This is a genomic window from Paenibacillus sp. AN1007 (genome assembly GCF_040702995.1).
GTDB lineage: Bacteria > Bacillota > Bacilli > Paenibacillales > Paenibacillaceae > Paenibacillus.
The window spans coordinates 154,700-171,829 of the sequence record NZ_CP159992.1 but is presented as its reverse complement, the minus strand read 5'-3'; the positions used below and the strand labels follow the sequence as shown (position 1 = coordinate 171,829).

General features: G+C 47.2%; 14 protein-coding genes. 3 read left to right on the top strand and 11 right to left on the bottom strand.

Annotated elements, in window-relative coordinates; all coding sequences use genetic code 11:
* Positions 1-13 precede the first annotated feature (13 nt).
* From ABXS70_RS00740 to ABXS70_RS00700, 9 genes are all read right to left on the bottom strand, one after another.
* Complete coding sequence (locus ABXS70_RS00740; protein ID WP_366293235.1) at positions 14-3,853, bottom strand: SDR family NAD(P)-dependent oxidoreductase; 3,840 nt, start codon at positions 3,851-3,853, stop codon at positions 14-16.
* A gap of 4 nt (positions 3,854-3,857) precedes the next feature.
* Positions 3,858-4,727: an acyl carrier protein gene (locus ABXS70_RS00735; RefSeq protein WP_366293233.1), complete on the bottom strand. Its 870-nt coding sequence runs from the start codon at positions 4,725-4,727 to the stop codon at positions 3,858-3,860.
* A 26-nt stretch (positions 4,728-4,753) separates the two neighbouring features.
* Positions 4,754-5,470 (bottom strand): thioesterase domain-containing protein, encoded by a 717-nt coding sequence (locus ABXS70_RS00730; protein WP_342552916.1) that lies wholly within the window; start codon positions 5,468-5,470, stop codon positions 4,754-4,756.
* A 16-nt stretch (positions 5,471-5,486) separates the two neighbouring features.
* On the bottom strand, positions 5,487-6,485 hold the full coding sequence (locus tag ABXS70_RS00725) for a ketoacyl-ACP synthase III (protein ID WP_342552917.1): 999 nt from the start codon (positions 6,483-6,485) through the stop codon (positions 5,487-5,489).
* Positions 6,486-6,754: 269 nt separating this feature from the next.
* Complete coding sequence (loaP, locus tag ABXS70_RS00720) at positions 6,755-7,276, bottom strand: antiterminator LoaP (RefSeq protein WP_366293230.1); 522 nt, start codon at positions 7,274-7,276, stop codon at positions 6,755-6,757.
* A 295-nt stretch (positions 7,277-7,571) separates the two neighbouring features.
* Positions 7,572-8,024 carry a nuclear transport factor 2 family protein gene (locus ABXS70_RS00715; protein ID WP_366293227.1) on the bottom strand — a complete coding sequence of 151 codons (453 nt, stop codon included), beginning with the start codon at positions 8,022-8,024 and terminating at the stop codon, positions 7,572-7,574.
* An 84-nt stretch (positions 8,025-8,108) separates the two neighbouring features.
* On the bottom strand, positions 8,109-9,272 hold the full coding sequence (locus ABXS70_RS00710) for an MFS transporter (protein WP_366293224.1): 1,164 nt from the start codon (positions 9,270-9,272) through the stop codon (positions 8,109-8,111).
* 215 nt (positions 9,273-9,487) lie between these two features.
* Positions 9,488-9,895: an Rrf2 family transcriptional regulator gene (locus ABXS70_RS00705; RefSeq protein WP_342552921.1), complete on the bottom strand. Its 408-nt coding sequence runs from the start codon at positions 9,893-9,895 to the stop codon at positions 9,488-9,490.
* A gap of 232 nt (positions 9,896-10,127) precedes the next feature.
* Positions 10,128-10,967 (bottom strand): helix-turn-helix domain-containing protein, encoded by an 840-nt coding sequence (locus tag ABXS70_RS00700; RefSeq protein ID WP_366293221.1) that lies wholly within the window; start codon positions 10,965-10,967, stop codon positions 10,128-10,130.
* A gap of 117 nt (positions 10,968-11,084) precedes the next feature.
* Here ABXS70_RS00700 and ABXS70_RS00695 point away from each other — a divergent pair, with 117 nt between their 5' ends.
* Together ABXS70_RS00695 and ABXS70_RS00690 are read left to right on the top strand one after the other, a co-directional pair.
* Positions 11,085-12,089 carry a Gfo/Idh/MocA family oxidoreductase gene (locus tag ABXS70_RS00695; RefSeq protein ID WP_366293218.1) on the top strand — a complete coding sequence of 335 codons (1,005 nt, stop codon included), beginning with the start codon at positions 11,085-11,087 and terminating at the stop codon, positions 12,087-12,089.
* Between the two features lie 96 nt (positions 12,090-12,185).
* Positions 12,186-13,136, top strand: coding sequence for an aldo/keto reductase (locus ABXS70_RS00690; RefSeq protein ID WP_342552924.1), 951 nt, complete (start codon positions 12,186-12,188; stop codon positions 13,134-13,136).
* A gap of 922 nt (positions 13,137-14,058) precedes the next feature.
* Here ABXS70_RS00690 and ABXS70_RS00685 read toward each other — a convergent pair.
* Positions 14,059-15,081, bottom strand: a complete 1,023-nt coding sequence (locus ABXS70_RS00685; RefSeq protein ID WP_342552925.1) for a Gfo/Idh/MocA family oxidoreductase — start codon at positions 15,079-15,081, stop codon at positions 14,059-14,061.
* Between the two features lie 62 nt (positions 15,082-15,143).
* Positions 15,144-15,920 (bottom strand): sugar phosphate isomerase/epimerase, encoded by a 777-nt coding sequence (locus ABXS70_RS00680; protein ID WP_342552926.1) that lies wholly within the window; start codon positions 15,918-15,920, stop codon positions 15,144-15,146.
* A gap of 230 nt (positions 15,921-16,150) precedes the next feature.
* Here ABXS70_RS00680 and ABXS70_RS00675 point away from each other — a divergent pair, with 230 nt between their 5' ends.
* The gene (locus tag ABXS70_RS00675; RefSeq protein ID WP_342556453.1) at positions 16,151-16,972 is read left to right on the top strand and encodes an AraC family transcriptional regulator; all 822 of its coding nucleotides are present in this window, start codon (positions 16,151-16,153) and stop codon (positions 16,970-16,972) included.
* Positions 16,973-17,130: the final 158 nt, after the last annotated feature.

The window sequence follows — 17,130 nt, the reverse complement described above, 5'->3', positions numbered from 1 at the left end:
CTCCCCTTACATATCAGATATGTTTTAGTCCTTTGAGCATATCTTCCATGCTGATTGTGCCATCCTCCAATTGGTCAAAAAGAGAATGGACCTCTTCACCAAGCCCCGTCACTTCGGTTGAGGCCGCAGTATCCGTCTGTTCCTTCTCCCGGGTGCCCTCCGTTTTATCAGCCAGATAAGCGCCCAGTCTATGAACTGACGGGTGCTCAAACAGATCCGCAACTACAAGAATGCCCGGATACACCCGGTCCAGCTGCGCATACATTTGTTTAATCAAAATAGAATCGGCTCCAAGCTCAAAGAAACTGTCATGGATATCCATTTCGTGGAAACCAAGAACAGCCTGACATACATTCGCAACCTGGCGTTCCCACGGACTGTATTCACCGCCATCTGATCCGCTTAATGCCGTTGTTTGTCCTGCCGTCTTTGCCTGCACAGCGGGGGCATGTGATCCGGTTGACCGTTTTAATCGCGACTCAATCCAATTCTCCACTTCAGCAGACCGTCTGAATGGATACTTCCGAATCAGCTGCAGCATACCGCGGTCTGTGGACATGTGTCCAATAAGTACTCGCTCAACCTGGCGTCCCCACACCTGATCCAGCCAGGAAAGTGCCTCTTCATTGGTCATCGCTTTAAACAAGGTATCCACACCATAGCCGGTTGCGGCCGCAGCACCTGTCTCTTTCCAGGTAGACCAGTTAACGGTCATGGTACCGCTCATTTCGCGATTGCGGTACGCCGCATAGGCATCCTGATATGCGTTGGCTGCGACATAATCTGCTTGTCCTGGTCCGCTGAACAAAGTTGCGATCGAAGAAAAAAGAATGAAAAAATCCGGATTGTCTATCCGGGTTAACCGATCCACGACCTGCGTTCCCTGTACTTTGGAGCGAAAGACCTGCTCAGCCTCTGTAATCGTTCTGTCCATTAGCGGATGATCCCCTCCAATGGCAACGCCTGCACCATGGATAACTCCAGCAATCCGGCCGTGCTGCTGACGAAGTTCACGAAGCACGCCTTCCATCGATACTTCATCCGCAGCATCGGCCTGGTACACGAGGACCTGGGCTCCGAGTGCTTCCATCTGCTGCACTGACTTTATTTTCTGAATGATGGAATGATTCGAATCTACAGCAATAATCCGATCCCATTCCTTACGTGCCGGAAGCGAAGTTCGGTTTACGAGAGCGAGTGTAATACCCGGATATCTCTCGGCGAGCCGGTTGCCGACTTCAAGTCCGATGCCTCCCAGTCCGCCGGTAATCAGATAGAGACTATCGCTGCGAATCGGTTGAGGGCGTTCTGGATACTGAGCCGGATCAAGTATACCGAACTGCTGCACGTATCTTTTTCCACTGCGGTAGGCTGTACCATAATCCTCACCGTCGTGCTCCAGTTCGGCCAGAACCTGCTCAAGCGAGGTCTGTTTGTCCACCTGAACAGAACGGCACTGCAGACGTGCATCTTCTTTCCGCGCAGCCTGCCCCAGACCAAACATCAGCGCATGCCCGGGATTCAGCGTATCCTCCATGCCTGTGATGGCATAGATGGGATCGCTCAGCAGCACCAGATCATATGCAGCAGATGAGCACACACGCAGCAGCTGCTGCAGCAGGTGGAAGAATGGTTCAACAGGCTGATTTTTTTGGATATAGATTATTCGCTGCACGTTCAATGTACCCAGATGAGACCATAACTCTTCCATACTTTCTCGTTCAGGTGAGACCCTGTACTGCTCGGGCGTTACACACGCAAAGGAAGAAGCATGAACCACCGTAATTATGGACTGTCCCTGTTTGTGCAGTGCTTCTTTCAAGGGATGGTTAAGTTCCTGTTCATCTACAAAGATGATCACAGGTCCCTCCGGTTTCTTCCGATCCGTATTGCGTTCCGGATCATGAATCCAGCCCATCTCGTAGTGATGCACGTCTTCTATTCCGGCAGTGCCTATGTCAGAATTGGAATCGACATGAGTTTGACGAGAACCAAGGTCAATCCAGCATCGGTGAGCGTCAAAGGCATACGTTGGAATGCTGACCCGCCGTACCTCTTCACCAACATAAAGACTTGTCCAGTTCACTTCGCCACCGTCCAGATACGTTCTGCAGTGTGCCCCCAAGTCGGGGTGATCGGGCATTGAAACAGCTTTATCCCGAAGCGAGCCCAGATCATCTGCTTCCAGCTCCATTAACTGGGCAAGGAGATCTTCTTTGCTCGAAGCAGTGAGAACGATGCGATGTTCGTAATGATTCCTGGACGTGCCAGCTGTATAACAAATATTGGCCAGCGTATGCGGGGTGCTGCTCAGAAAATTTATATATTTGGAAATATACTTTTGCAAGGATGAAGATGTTTTGGCTGAAAGAGGAAAGAGATATTCACGTTTTGCCGTCCCCGTCCCCTTCTCCGTGTCCGTGTCCTGAATCTGAACCTCATCATTCCAGGACTCTTCGGCCTGTTCCACAATGACATGACAGTTCGTTCCGCTGAATCCGAATGCACTAATGCCCATACGAACCGGCTCTCCGCCAGAAGGCCACGACCGGCTGCGTGTATTCACATACACAGGTGTACCGCTGAAATCGATATTTCGATTCGGACGATCAAAATGCTGTATCGCAGGTAATATTCCTTTTTTCAGAGACATGACTGCCTTTACCAGCCCGGTTATGCCTGCACTTTCGTAGAGATGCCCAATATTCGATTTCACAGAACCAATGGCACAAAACTGCCTCTTGTCGGTGTACTGTGCGAAGGCACCTTTAATCCCGTCGATTTCAATCGGATCTCCCAATATGGTTCCGGTACCATGTGTTTCAATATAATGAATACTCTCCGGATCTACCCCTGCTGCTTTCCATGCTTTTACGATAACCTCACTCTGTGCCCTGGCATTAGGTGCCGTAATCCCCATAGAGTTGCCATCCTGATTGATCGCACTGCCTTTGATAACAGCATATACCTGATCCTTGTCCCTCAAAGCATCCTGCAGCGATTTCAACATGACTACTGCCGCCCCTTCGCCTATGCCCGAGCCATCCGAACTGTCATCAAAGGGTCTGGTCATGCCATTCGAAGACTCGATGCCCATGCGGTAATATTCTTTATCCAGCGGAAGGACATTGAGCTTCACACCTCCAGCAAGAGCCATATCACATTCGCCCAGCCGTATCGCATTACAGGCATGATGGACAGCAACAAGAGACGAGGAACAAGCCGTATCCACCACCATACTTGGTCCTCTCAAATCAAGCATATACGATAATCGGCTTGGCAAAATGCAGGACAGATTGCCGGTCACCGAAATGGGAAGAGATTCCGGGTCCACTTCATGTATCATCTCTTTATACCGGTATCCCTCCAGATCGGAGACCAGTCCAACATATACCCCTGTATTGCTGCCAGCCAGTTTTTCTTGGGTATATCCGCCGTCCTCCAAAGCTGCCCATGCTGTTTCCATAAAAATACGCTGTGCCGGATTCATCAAACTTGCTTCTTTTGGAGAAAAACGAAAAAAAGGATAATCAAACGTATCTATATGATCCAGATATGATCCATCCAGATACTTAACCTCTTCTGCCGTGCTCATCTTGCGGTACACGAAATCATCGGCATCCCGGCGACGATGTTCCGGCAGGTCCCGGGTACAGTCCAGACCATGCAGCAGGTTATCCCAGAACTTCTCCGGATTGTCTGCAAGCGGCATTCGCACACCCAGGCCAACAATAGCGATATCTTGTGAGCGGACGCGCGATGTAACGGGAGCAGCAGTCTGCTGACCACCTGTTTCCATCTGACTTGTGTCCTGAACGTGCAGCTCACTGAAATCCATCAGTTTGTTTTTCACTGGATCATCCCCTCGCTTCCGCTGAACGGAGATTTTCAATGACTTTGTCTAACATCCGGTCATAGGTTCGGAAAAACGTATGCCATAATGAAGCATTCAATATAGGTTGACAATACATTGTTACCAGTATTTTTCTTTTCTCCTGCTGCATTTCACAGATGATATCAAACTGTTCTTCCAGCGCAATTCTCCCTCCGCTGAAGTAATCCGCATCACAAAATAAAGGCCTGATCGCATCAAGCCTGGACTTCATGTCTGATCGAATTAAATCCTGAATATGATACCCCGGCTGCTCGTCCACCGAACGCAGCGCTTGTTTTGCTGCAGCAAACAGCTCGTTAAAGTTTCCGACGTTTTGTACATCGAGGGATATGGAACTAATGTGATTCATCCGGTAGATTAATGTAAACACATGGAGCTGCGAACGGCTGCCAATCTCGGTCAGCAGATATGCAAACAAGGACCATAACCATTCCATCGGGGTGATGCCTGCCTGCCCAGAGAATGTTTTGATCTCACCCAACCGCTCCTTCTCGATTACGAATTCATATCGATTATCCTGTACGGCTTGTCCGGAATGTTTCATATATTCTGTCGGAACAGGATATGCCTCCAGGATCATGCCTTCCTGTTCAGCGATGAATTGAGCCAATCTGGCAATGCTGGGGTAGGCAAACATATTGGTTAACGTAATTTGAGAGGGAAATAACTTTTCAAGTTGATTGTATACTTGGGCAAGAAGCATGGAATCACTACCCAGATCGAAGAAATTTTTAGTCGTTGTAATACCTGCTTCCGTTCCCAGTACTTGTTGAAAAACACCCAAAATGCTCTCTTCCAGCTGCTGTGGCGATGTGATCTGTCGTTGATTCATAGGACACCTCCGTGTAGATTTTGGATTTACTCGGTATAACTCGTTAATGTCTGATTAACCATGCTGACGACCCGGTGCATGCTCCCTTCAAACAGATAAAAGTGACCTCCCTTGTAGATTCGGGAAGCACTGCCCTGCTGCGTAAAATCCCTCCAATGCTCGGCACTGTCCAAAATGTATTCTTCATCATCCGCTCCGTTCAGTACGGTAACATCACACTGCAGTTTGAATGGTTTCTCTTCATAGACGTAAGTCTCATTGATTTCCAGGTCTTTCCGCAGGACAGGAATGAACATATCCATGAGCTGCCGATTTTCAAAAAACTCATCCGGCGTCCCGCCCATTTCCTTCATTCGATCAATGAACTGACCCTCAGGCAGGTGATAGTAGACGTGTTCTTTTTTGTAATCCGGTGTCTCCCGACCAGAGAAAAACATATGCACAGGTTTCTGAAACTCCTGCTTATGCATTTTGTTGTACAATTCATAAATAATCAGACTCCCCAGGCTGTGGCCAAACAAAGCATAAGGCTCACCCTCCGGCAGATCCTGAGCTATATACTGAAAAACGTCATCCACACTTTGGTGAATGCTTTCATACAAAGGTTTAGAAAATTTCAATCCTCTTCCTGCCAATTCAACAGGAGTCAGTATAATACTTTCGGACAGTCCTTTTCTCCATTTGTGATAGATGGATGCCGAACCCCCTGCATATGGAACACAATATAGTCGAATCTTGGACATATAATCTCCTCTCGGTTTACAAGATCTCGCCCCATCGGATGGCTGTGGCACAATAATAGGTGCCTGCTCCTGCACCAACCATGACTACACGTGCACCTGGTCTCAACACGCCCTCTCGCACGGCTTCGCTAACTGCAATCGGCAGGCAGGCATTCGAGGTATATCCAAACTTCTCCATCGCCATATAGGCTTTATCCTGAGAAATACCAAGAGAAACTGCGAGTTCACGAATCAGATTGCTGTTCGTTTGCGGAAAGACAAACAGATCAACGTCCCGGATATCCCATTTTATTCTGCGCAGCAGCCGATTAACGAGTCTTGGAATACCTCTGGCCAGCTGCTCGTACAGATATCTCCCGTTGGATGTATAAACAGAAACAGCCCCTTCTTGGATGCGGCCATAATGCACCGGCAGCGTTCCGTGTTCGATATCCTCCATTACTTCATGATGCATAATACCATCCATAAAAACGCCGTGACTGGCGTTATCCTCCTCATTCAATACTTGTAAAACAAAAGCTCCTGCACCGTCGCCCACACTGGAGCATGCTGCACGATCCTGCCAATCGGTCACCTTTGAGTAAGTATCTGCTCCAATGACCAGTACATTACTTATATCCTCCTCTGCCTGAAGCGTATAATACGCATTCATGATGCCATAACTAAAACCGGCGCAACCGGCCCGAATATCCAGACAGCTGGCCTGATTGGCACCTATCTTCTGTTTTACAAGTGCAGCTGAATGAGGAACCAGTCGGTCTGGTGTGAACGTTGCCATAATAATCAGATCGATATCCTCCTGATCCAGTCCGGCTTGCTGAACAGCCCGTTTTCCAGCCTCTGCCGCCAGATCACTGGTATGCTCATGCTGCGCTGCAATTCTCCGTTCACGTATGCCGAGATTCTGGTAAATCCAGTCCGCGTTAGCGTTAATCCCCATAGCCTCAAGCGCTTGATTCGTCAGCACCGTATCCGGCACATACATACCCATACCTTTGACGATCATTTGTCTCATGTTTCGCATCTTCCTTTCCCTGATCTGCGGATACCAGATTCTTTGGAGACAACAAAAAAAACAGTTCAGCCGCTCCTTTGCGCTTCACTGCCATCGGCATAGTGGTATTAAGATCTAAAGTCAGCATCGTTACCCTGTACACAGCTTCGCCCAGTTGATACACACCACGATGTGTATTTCATAATAAAAGATGTATGGCCCCTTTGGTTACAAAATGTGCCTAAGCTTCATTTTGATCCTCCAGTTTTGTACTTTTACAGATTACAGAATTACTTTTCCATGTGACTTGCATATAAAATATCTACACCTAAATCGATAATCCGAGGTTCTTCATCACCTGTTAGCTGAAGCCAAATCTTGGCTCTGCGCGTATGTCGATCAATTTTCTTAATAATACCCTCATGGCCCCTCAGGGGACCGTCGAGCACAACAACTTTGGTATTTTCCATATAAACGGTTGAATAATCGATAATGTCTTCCGGATTAATAAGATTTAGCAGCGTGGTCATTTCATGATCCGGGATCGGAGTGCAGCTTGCATTGGTTCCCAACATCTTGATGATATGAGGTATGGAGCAGATCAAGTGGTAAGTTTCGGCGGTCATATTGACTTGGATAAGTACATAACCAGGGAAGACTTTTTTGGTAGAGGATTTAAAAATACCTGATTTCTTCTCCGGGACTTTTCTCTTGGGGATTAAAACACGGATGGAAGTTCCCAGATACATATGTAGGTATCTCCTAATGACTTCTTCGCTTCCTGTATGCACGAATAATGCGTACCAGTTCATCGCGTCATCCTTTGATTTGCAGAGTAGTCGAACAGAAGAATACATAATCGAGAAACAAAACTCTACGCTTCAATCCATGTAATTTTTTGTAATTATTTAATTATTGCTATCTTAACTCATGAATTATTGGATCGTCAATGCTATTATTGCATTTTTTGTAATTTAATCTTTTAATTTACATAAATATATCTTGTTCTGTCAGGTCCTCAGGCAGCTATCTGCATCCCAAATAGATAAGAAAAATCACCTGCATCCCAAATTTCTGCAGGTGATTTATAACGTTTTTCTATTTTTTTTATTCAAACAAATCGAGGCGAAGACGCTTCAAGCTGGTATGCTGAATGCACCATTGTCCCTCAATTTTGACATATGTCTCGTGATAATGTCCAAATCCGTGAAAAGACTTATTCTCATTACCTTCAGGAAACGTCACCCAGTCCTCCATCGGGGAAATAACCTTCGCTTCGGTCGCGGATATGAACTTCACCTCTGCACTATGTACATGATGCACAGTTACCGCTGGGTCTACAAGGTCACGGAACACTTGTACTATGGTGTCACGTCCAGTCAAAACCGGAATCGGGTTGCCTTCTGTGCTGAAGTCGGCGACAGCATCCGGGGCAAATACATCACCAAGCTCATCCCATGCTTTCGTATCAATATATCGGCAATAACGCGCCTTGGTATTTCTAATATTTTCGAGTGCGAGCAGCTGCTCCAGTTCCGTCATCGTTGTCGTTTGACTCATGTGTATTCCCTCCAGAGATGTTAGTCCGATTAAGTATGTATATACAGCATCTTCCTTATTGTAGCATTTAGTCTTCATAGAATACTAGACCAGACGCTCCTGAACACTCTGCTCTTTACTCGCAGGAATCAGGTACAATCCCAATGGTAAAAATAAAAGTATACTCACTGCAAACACGATGTAGGGCACGCTCGGACCAAATGCATCAAATAGATATCCTCCCAGCGCTGCACCAGCCATCCCTCCCAGATTAGCACTGATCGTGAACTTGCCATACGCATCTCCAATATGAGACTGCGGTGTCCCCTTAATGAATACCCCATCCAATGCGTACGCCTGAATAGAGGAAAACAGATCCATGATCGTATAGATGATCGCAAACAAAAGCAGACTTGGTGAGAAAGCCAAACCTAGAGCACCCATGCACAATACGGGGATGTACTGAATTATGGTTTTTCGATACCCTCTCTGATCCCCTACCCTCCCCAATTTCGAACTTACAAATGGAAAAATAAGCATAGGGACAAGGAATGCAGCCGTTATTAATTCAATGCCGGCTCCATACACCTGCTGCATATATGGAATAAAAATGATTCCAGACATGGCAGATACGGTACTAAGACCTAAATTAAAAACCCATATTTTTCGCTGCTTAACAGATAGTTTGGATTTCTCTTTTTTTTGAATTGCCATCTCTTTTGTGTTGGGGACTTCCGGCGATTTAAATATGTAGATACAGCCCAGCAGCGAAGCAGCTCCGCAAATCAGAAACAACACACCCCAGCCTTGAATAAATCCAAAGCTGCTTAATACGAGATAACATATGCCTACGCCCGCTAGGCTTCCGATTTGCTGTTTACTGTCGAAAGCTCCCATCTGCTGACCTAACTTGTGATTGCTGTCCGAAACAAGCCCGATTAATGCCATAGTAAGCAGAATGCCAGCAATTCCATGAACGATGATTGCAGCAATTAGAGTAGATAGTGTGGTGGCTGCTGCGTAGATAAAGTAGGCCGCTGTGTAACTTACCAGCGCATACAGACATATTCGATGACGGCTGTATCGATCTGATACTTTACCGAGGACAAGCTTCAATATAATTTTTGTAAAAGATAGAATCGATATGGTTATTGAATATTGAAAGGTAGTATAACCCAACTCTTTGATATAAATCGGAAGCAGCACCCATAGAAAAATACCCGGTAGGGAGATTAGCATTAACGGGATTGTAAGCTGTTGGTACTTCATAGGTCACCCCTTTTTTCAATATTATATTCATAACGCAAAACTCCAAATGGGTTATCAATGAATAATTTACTTATTATACCATAAAAAATATTATGAAGAAGTAATTTATCTTAGTGGTGTACGGCCTAGTTGATCAATCTGTTCATCGCCCCCTGGACATATCGAAAATCCCCCAGATCTCTAATGAGACGTGGGGGATAGAAATCCTGTTTTCATTACAAGGAATGGGCATCCCTCATTTGAGAAGCCAGCTCTGACATTTTTTTGTGATGCAGGAAACTCTCCATAGCTTCCTCTGCCTGAACCATGACCTGCTGGATCAAACAGGCTGCGTTATGGTTCTGCGAGCACTCAAATAACGAGGCTCTGCCTTCAATCGCATGAATGATCTCCAGGAAAGAAGGGTCAGGGTTCCTGCGGCTCAGCCGATAACCGCCATTGGCACCGGAAGTGGATTCGATCATGCCGGCCTTCACCAATTTGGTTAGTATTTTGGACAGATATGTTGGCGAAACTTTCTGAAACTCGGCCAGTTGATGCACACTTACCAGCTGCTCAGGCGCTGTGCTGACAAGATATAACATCGTATGCAGGGCATAGTTTGTCGCTTTGGAATATTTCATGAGAGGACACCTCATTATATACGGATTTAATTTATCCATAATAGACCTGATTAACCGCTCTGTCAAACGACTCCATCCTAGAAGCTGTAAGGGGACAGCTCCCAAAGGGACAGGTCGCGACATGGGGATAAACACAGCACAGCAATACATACAGTCGTGATGACCTCAATAAAGTACCTGCTTCACCGATTCAAACCTCTTACAACCGCTAAAAGTTTCCTCTTCACCATGATCAGTTATGATACAGCCCACGGTAATCTGTAGGTGTCATACCCTCATGCGCCATAAACTGACGGTTAAAATAGCTGGCATTCGGATATCCTGCTTCCTCCGCAATCTGTCCGATGTTGGCCGACGGGCGTTCAAGCAGCCACTGCTTCGCCATCTGGAGACGTGAACGAGTAATAAACTCCATCGGAGTCATCTCGACGGCATTTTTAAATATTTTGCAAAAATAATAGGTACTCACCCCTGCGCGATCCGCCCAGTCCTGCAATAGAAACGGTTCACATGCCTCCTGCTGCATCTGCGGCAGTAACGAAAGCACACGGCTCTCCGTTTTGCTCGTCGTTCGTGTGTTCTTGAGCGGCACGGCATGCTGGACGAATTCTGCCAACAAAGCGTAGGTTAGCGTGGATAACTGGGCTGGACGAAGCATCCTGTTCTGCTCCGCCTCTTCAAGCAGTGCCAAATGAGCGTCTTCCCAGGAAGTCCGCTGTCTCAGCGTCCATAACAGATTGCGGTGCAGGCCCCTCTCCAGCATATAGTCATGAAGCCGTTCGCCATAAAAATGAACCCAACGTACATCCCAAGGCTCATCTTCACTGCTGTAGTAATGCTGCCGTTGATGGGGGAAATACAGCACCGCTTGGCCTGCCCGAAGCTCATGCACCACCCCGTCAACCTCCACGTATCCTTTACCTGCCGCAACATAGTGAATGTTAAAATTATTGAGTACGCCTGCCTCCCGCAGAACAGCGTGCTGCACATGATTCGTATAATGTCCGACAGACTCCGGGTAACAGAAATAGGCGATATCCTGCAGCGTGAGAAGCACGGTCTGTCTCATCATTACCGTTCACCTCATTAAACAATATTGTGTTAATTCAATTCAATATATTATCATTTTAATTCAATCATCTATTCATTATAATCACAATATACATTCAAATACAGGAGGAAACAAGTTATGAATTCTGTTCAAAAGTTACGCTGGGGTATTCTTGGCAGCGCCAACATTGCAATAGGTTCCGTCATTCCTGGGTTACAGCAATCGGAATTGAACGAAGTCACTGCCATTGCCAGCCGGGACCTCGATAAAGCACAGCAAACTGCTGATAAACTTGGTATTGAAAAGGCTTACGGAAGTTACGAAGCGATCTTGGAAGATGATTCAATTGATGCCGTTTACATTCCACTGCCCAATCATCTGCACCGGGAATGGACGATTCGCGCGGCAGAGGCCGGAAAACATATTTTATGCGAAAAACCACTCGCCCTCACGGAAAAGGAAGCACTGGAGATGGTCCAGGCGTGTGCTGATAAGGGAGTCCATCTGGCTGAAGCGTTCATGTACCGTCATCACCCGCGTTATGACCAGATTCGGGAGATTATAGCTAGCGGCGAGATTGGTGAAATTCGCGGTATCCACAGTACGTTCTCATTTAACAATTCCGGTTCGTCCGGCAATGTTCGCTTCCGTAAGGAATGGGGCGGCGGCGCCCTGTACGATATTGGCTGTTATTCCATCAGTGCGGCTCGCCTCCTGCTGGGACATGAGCCTAAGGCGGTAACCGTCATCGGTATGTTCTCACCAGAGCATGATCAGGTCGATATGATGGCTTCCGGATTGCTTGAATTCGATAACCATGTTGGTGTTACATTTGACAGCAGCATGTGGGCAGCCTTCCGTAATACGCTGGAGGTACTTGGCTCTGACGGTATTATTGAAGTACCTTCGGCTTACATTGCTCGTCCGGACAGCAGTTCCAATTTCTTTGTTACAGCAGGCGGTGAACGCCGAGAGGTGGAGGTACCGCAGGTGAATCACTATGCACTCCAGGGGGATGATATGGCTCGCGCTGTACTTCAAGGGAAAGAACTTCGTTTCGCTCCTTCCGATGCGGCAGCCAATATGAAAGTGCTCGAAGCTTGTCTTCGCTCAGCTGAAGAACGTACACGAATTACGCTGTGAAGCGGGTAAGCAGTAACTACGAATTTAACTCTTTAATACGATTAACTAACCCTTCATTGCAGATTTCACTTTGATATAAGAGAGGATGGTTTATCTATGGAATATATTGAAATCGCCGGTGCAGGCAAACGTATCTCCCGACTCATCAAAGGAACAGACTACTTTGTGCATGATGCTTATGAGAAGGCCGCAGCAAATCTCGATGCCTTTCTGGCCATTGGCGGTAACACGGTAGATACAGCACATATATATTGCGGAGGACAGAGCGAAGAGGTTCTAGGACGGTACATGAAAGAACGCGGCAATCGCGATCAGATGGTCATTCTGACGAAAGGAGCGCATCATAATCAACACGGCCCCCGTGTAAATGCCGACGCTATTCGCAGTGACCTAACGGATAGTCTGGAGCGGCTGCAGACGGACCATGTCGAGCTGTACGCCCTGCATCGGGATGATCCCAACGTTCCTGTCGCTGTTATTCTGGAAGCACTGAACGACCATATCGAGTCTGGCAAAATCGGCGCCATCGGCGCCTCCAACTGGACCTGGCAGCGGCTGGAGGAAGCTAACGCTTATGCCGCATCCCATGGTCTAAAGGGATTCACGTTCAGCAGCCCGAATCTCAGTCTCGCCAAAGCGAACGAGCCATTCTGGGCAGGCTGTGTATCAGCGGATGCCGAGACGCTCGCATGGCATGAGCAGACGAAGCTGCCGCTCCTGTCCTGGTCCTCCCAGGCCCGCGGTTTCTTCACTGGACGATTCACACCTGAGGTACGGGACAACGCAGACCTGGTGCGTGTATTCTACAGCGATGGTAACTGGGAGAGACTGCGCCGTGCCGGGGAATTGGCTGCATCCAAGAAAACAACAGCGATTCAGATTGCATTGGCTTATGTATTGAATCAGTCCTTCCCAACCTGCGCATTGATTGGAGCACAGAATCAGGCAGAACTGCTCTCCTGTGACGAAGGCTCCCGCATCACACTGTCACCTGAAGAGATCGCATGGATTGATCTGGCGAGTGAGGTTAAGCCGGCTGGCTTATAATATGCTGCCCATACTGCGGCTTTAAACCCTCCAGCTCATGTCTATTAATAACCGTGAACAAATCTGACGATGCATCTTGCGGCAGCTTGGCGGAAAATAGCACGCAGCGGGATAAACATTCAGAGAACAAACTAATTAACGGGCAATCACTCTAATAATGGACGGTTTAATTTTAGCAGCAGATTGCCGCAAATAAACAGCGGGACCCAGGCAGGTAACTATCGGCCTGGGTCCCGCTGTTTATTGATGCGATCACCACAGTCGCGGTGCTGAACGGTGCTGTATAAGAGGGAGATCTGGATACAAATCCTTATGTATACCTTTTGGAACCAGCAGCTGCATCCAAAAGTTTGCGTCAGATTTCTAACGATTCCAGATAACGCTATTCGCCCCATTTCAGCCTATTCCGAAACGTAACAATTCAGAGAAACGTTATTTTCACATTTTACGCTCGAATCAGCACCTTTTGAGGCATTTCGGAGGAAATAGCGTCGCTGGGGATCGTTACATTTCTCTGACCCCTAAATCAAGCAAATAAGCTCCTCTGAGATCGTTAGTGCAGTAAAGTAAGAATCGAACGGGAATGGGCCAGAATGGAGCATTAACCAGAGTGGAAAGTACAGTGTAAGTCCACAGCAAAAGTGCAGTGCAAAATAATAAATCAACGCATCCCACCTATGTACCTAACCGTAAGTGTACGCTTTTCTGATCGATCTCCATGTGTGCCGCTATCTCACTAACAGATGTCTACCTCCCCGATCCAGCACGCTCATATAAAAAGGACATCCTCCAACGTACTGCACGGGAGAATGTCCTTGAATATAATTATTAACTTGTTAATTCTTAGACTGTCTGCACAATATGCAGGAACAGAATTAATCAAAGATTAGCTTAAAGACCTGTATATCAAATCAAAAATGTACTACAGCTTGATAATTTGACCTGTTTTCTGAGATTCAAATGCAGCCAGGATGACCTGCAGGGAACGCAAGCCCTCTTCACCAGAGATGGTTGGAGGCGTTTTGGTTAAGATTGATTCTACGAATGCGTCAATTACGCCGCTCGGTACTTGTTTCTCATTCGTTGCCATTGCCCCGACTTTGTACGTTTCAACCGTACCATTAGTCAATTCGACGATGACCTCATCACCATCTACAGTACCAATTTTCATCACGCCGTTCTCACACCACAGTACCGTGCTATTATCGCCCGCTCTGTATTGTGTCCAGCTGGCTACGAGTGTACCGATTGCACCGCTCTTCATCCGAAGCAGACAGGTGGCATTGTCATCTACATCCGTACCTTCTTTGTGCAGCGTGCTGATGAAACCAGCTACTTCGGACACTTCGTCATTCAGCAAATAACGGATAAAGTCGGATTTGTGCACGCCGAGGTCACCCATGGCGCCCATAATGGCTTCTTCTTTGCGGAAAAACCAGCTGCCTGCCCCGTCTAAACTCCAGCCTTCTGGACCCGGGTGACCAAAAGCAGTACGGAAATTCAGCACTTTGCCCAGTCGGCCGGAATCCAGAATTTCTTTTGCCTTCACGTGAGGAGGCATCAGACGTTGGTTGTGACCCACCATCAGATATACGCCGTTTTTCTTAGCCGCCTCAATCATTTGCTCGCCTTCTTCAGTGGAAACCGCCATCGGCTTCTCAACCAGCACATGCTTGCCCGCATTGGCAGCGGCAATCGTCATTGGTGCATGCAGATAGTTCGGTGTGCATACGCTCACCGCTTCTACTGTTGTTTCGTTTGCAAGCAATTCCTCATAACTGGAATACGCTTTACCGCCGTACATTTCAGCCATTTCCTGCGCCCGCTCCACAACCGGATCAGCAAATGCGACAAGTTCTACGTTCTCATTGGCAGCGTACTCTGGAATATGTCTGCGCTGAGCGATGGCTCCACAACCGAATACAGCAACTTTAATTTTACTCATGTACAAAAGTCTCCTTTGACGATTAGATTCAGTTTAAATAGACGCATTAAGTATCTAACTTCTTAGAACTGGTTCAGGTAATTTTGTTTCAGCCAGTTGTGGCTGTTCTCCACGCTTTCAAGCGGCGGATTCTGACATACATCCTGTTCGACGATCAACCACTCTACACCTGCATGTGCTGCGCTTTCAATCACGGCCGGCAGATCCACTTCGCCTTGTCCAAGCTCCAGTGTTTTCATCTGACCCTGCTCGTCTTTACTGAAATCTTTCAAGTGAAGCAGCGGCAAACGTCCCGCATATTTATTAATATACTCGATCGGATTTTGTCCCGCAAATTGAACCCAACATACATCCATTTCCACTTGTACTGCTTCAGGTGTCGTTTGAGCAAACATGGCATCAAAAGCATTTGCGTCCCCAACCCGACCATGGAATTCAAAGTCATGGTTGTGGTAACCGAAGATCAAACCTTGTTTTGCCGCTTCGGCTCCATACTGCTGCAGTTCTTCAAACAGCTTTGTCCAGCCCTCTGCATTGTCCGGGCGATCCTCCGGCATCAGATATGGGCAGATCATATATTGTGCACCAATCGTTTTCAGGTAGTCGATTTGTTTTTGCAGGTCTTCTCGCATCGCATGAAGGGACACGTGGCTGCTGAAACCTTTCAGACCAAGCTCATCTAGCAGCGCTTTCATTTCCTCTGCTGGAATGTCGCCATATCCGGCAAATTCTACGCCTTCATATCCAAGCGCGGCCACTTTGCGCAGTGTACCACGAAAATCTGCTGCAGTTTCATCACGGAGTGTAAAAAGTTGCAAACCAATGTTCAATTTTTTCATGACAGATACTCCTCTGCTCTCAAATTTGCTTGCATTGCTCTATCTGGTATCATCCTAACGCAAAACAGGCTAGAATGAACATATACAATATAGTCAGAACATGAACTATCTGATCAAATTTTATTTCGACCCTGATTTATCTCATGAATTCTGGCATGGCTGCACATGAGCAGCACTATCATCCGCTGGTTAACAGCGCGAGCGTATGGGAGGCGACATCTTTGGATACATTGGACACATCCGTATTGATCTGTGACTACTCCTATCATTACAAGGCATTCACCCATAATATGAAAGGCGAGCTGTCCACCTATCTGTTCCGCTTGCAGACGGAAGGCTCGTGCAAAGTATATGTACAGGAAGAGGAATTCCGCATGAGCAGCGGTGATTTGCTTTTGCTTAAACCCGGGGATGATTACCGCCTTGTCGTAGATGAACCGCATAAGGAAGGACGATTGTCCAGCGGTGACTACTATCTATTCTGTGAAGGGCGCTGGATTGAAAAGTGGTGGAAACGCCAGCAGCGTCCGACCGTAAGTCGTATTGGTCTGGATGACAAATTAATCAGCCTGTGGCGCAATATGCTCCTGGAAAAACGGCGCGGGCCGCTGGAAGAGAACGCGGAGCTGAAGGATGCACTGCTGCGGGGGTTATGCCTGTACATTGACCGGGCCATTACGGAGAATATCCAGACGGACCGGGCCGTCTCCTCAGCACTTAAGCTGAAGCGTTTTATCGAAGAACATGCCACCGTTACATTTAAACTGGAGGAGGCTGCCCGTTATGCCGGACTCAGTCTGTCCCGGGCCGTGCGTTTATTCAAGGAACACTATAATCAAACCATGATTCAGTATGCTATTGAAATCCGTCTGAATGCAGCCCTGGAGCGTATGAAATACAGCGAAATGACACTGGAGCATATCGCAGAATCCTGCGGTTTTGCAAGCTACTCTTACTTCCATAGGGTGTTTCGGGCGCATTTTGGCGTATCTCCGGCAGAGTACCAAAGATCGAGACAGCATGAACCGATCGATGATCTCGAACATGTGTAGAGTAAACTGACGGACGAATTTAGAGTATGTGGGTCCTAACCTAAGGAGAGAGCAGTAACGTAAGTCTTACATCAATTAGCTAAAGCTCGTTTTTTTATAAAAGTAACTGCAAAAATGGCTGCAGGGTTATCATCACGCTGCAGCAGCAGAATTAAAAA

Coding starts and splice junctions, on each gene's coding strand:
- loaP (WP_366293230.1), bottom strand. CDS start 7,276: ATGAACTGGTACGCATTATTCGTGCATACAGGAAGCGAAGAAGTCATT.
- ABXS70_RS00695 (WP_366293218.1), top strand. CDS start 11,085: ATGAATTCTGTTCAAAAGTTACGCTGGGGTATTCTTGGCAGCGCCAAC.
- ABXS70_RS00685 (WP_342552925.1), bottom strand. CDS start 15,081: ATGAGTAAAATTAAAGTTGCTGTATTCGGTTGTGGAGCCATCGCTCAG.
- ABXS70_RS00710 (WP_366293224.1), bottom strand. CDS start 9,272: ATGAAGTACCAACAGCTTACAATCCCGTTAATGCTAATCTCCCTACCG.
- ABXS70_RS00705 (WP_342552921.1), bottom strand. CDS start 9,895: ATGAAATATTCCAAAGCGACAAACTATGCCCTGCATACGATGTTATAT.
- ABXS70_RS00690 (WP_342552924.1), top strand. CDS start 12,186: ATGGAATATATTGAAATCGCCGGTGCAGGCAAACGTATCTCCCGACTC.
- ABXS70_RS00680 (WP_342552926.1), bottom strand. CDS start 15,920: ATGAAAAAATTGAACATTGGTTTGCAACTTTTTACACTCCGTGATGAA.
- ABXS70_RS00700 (WP_366293221.1), bottom strand. CDS start 10,967: ATGATGAGACAGACCGTGCTTCTCACGCTGCAGGATATCGCCTATTTC.
- ABXS70_RS00725 (WP_342552917.1), bottom strand. CDS start 6,485: ATGAGACAAATGATCGTCAAAGGTATGGGTATGTATGTGCCGGATACG.
- ABXS70_RS00715 (WP_366293227.1), bottom strand. CDS start 8,024: ATGAGTCAAACGACAACGATGACGGAACTGGAGCAGCTGCTCGCACTC.
- ABXS70_RS00730 (WP_342552916.1), bottom strand. CDS start 5,470: ATGTCCAAGATTCGACTATATTGTGTTCCATATGCAGGGGGTTCGGCA.
- ABXS70_RS00735 (WP_366293233.1), bottom strand. CDS start 4,727: ATGAATCAACGACAGATCACATCGCCACAGCAGCTGGAAGAGAGCATT.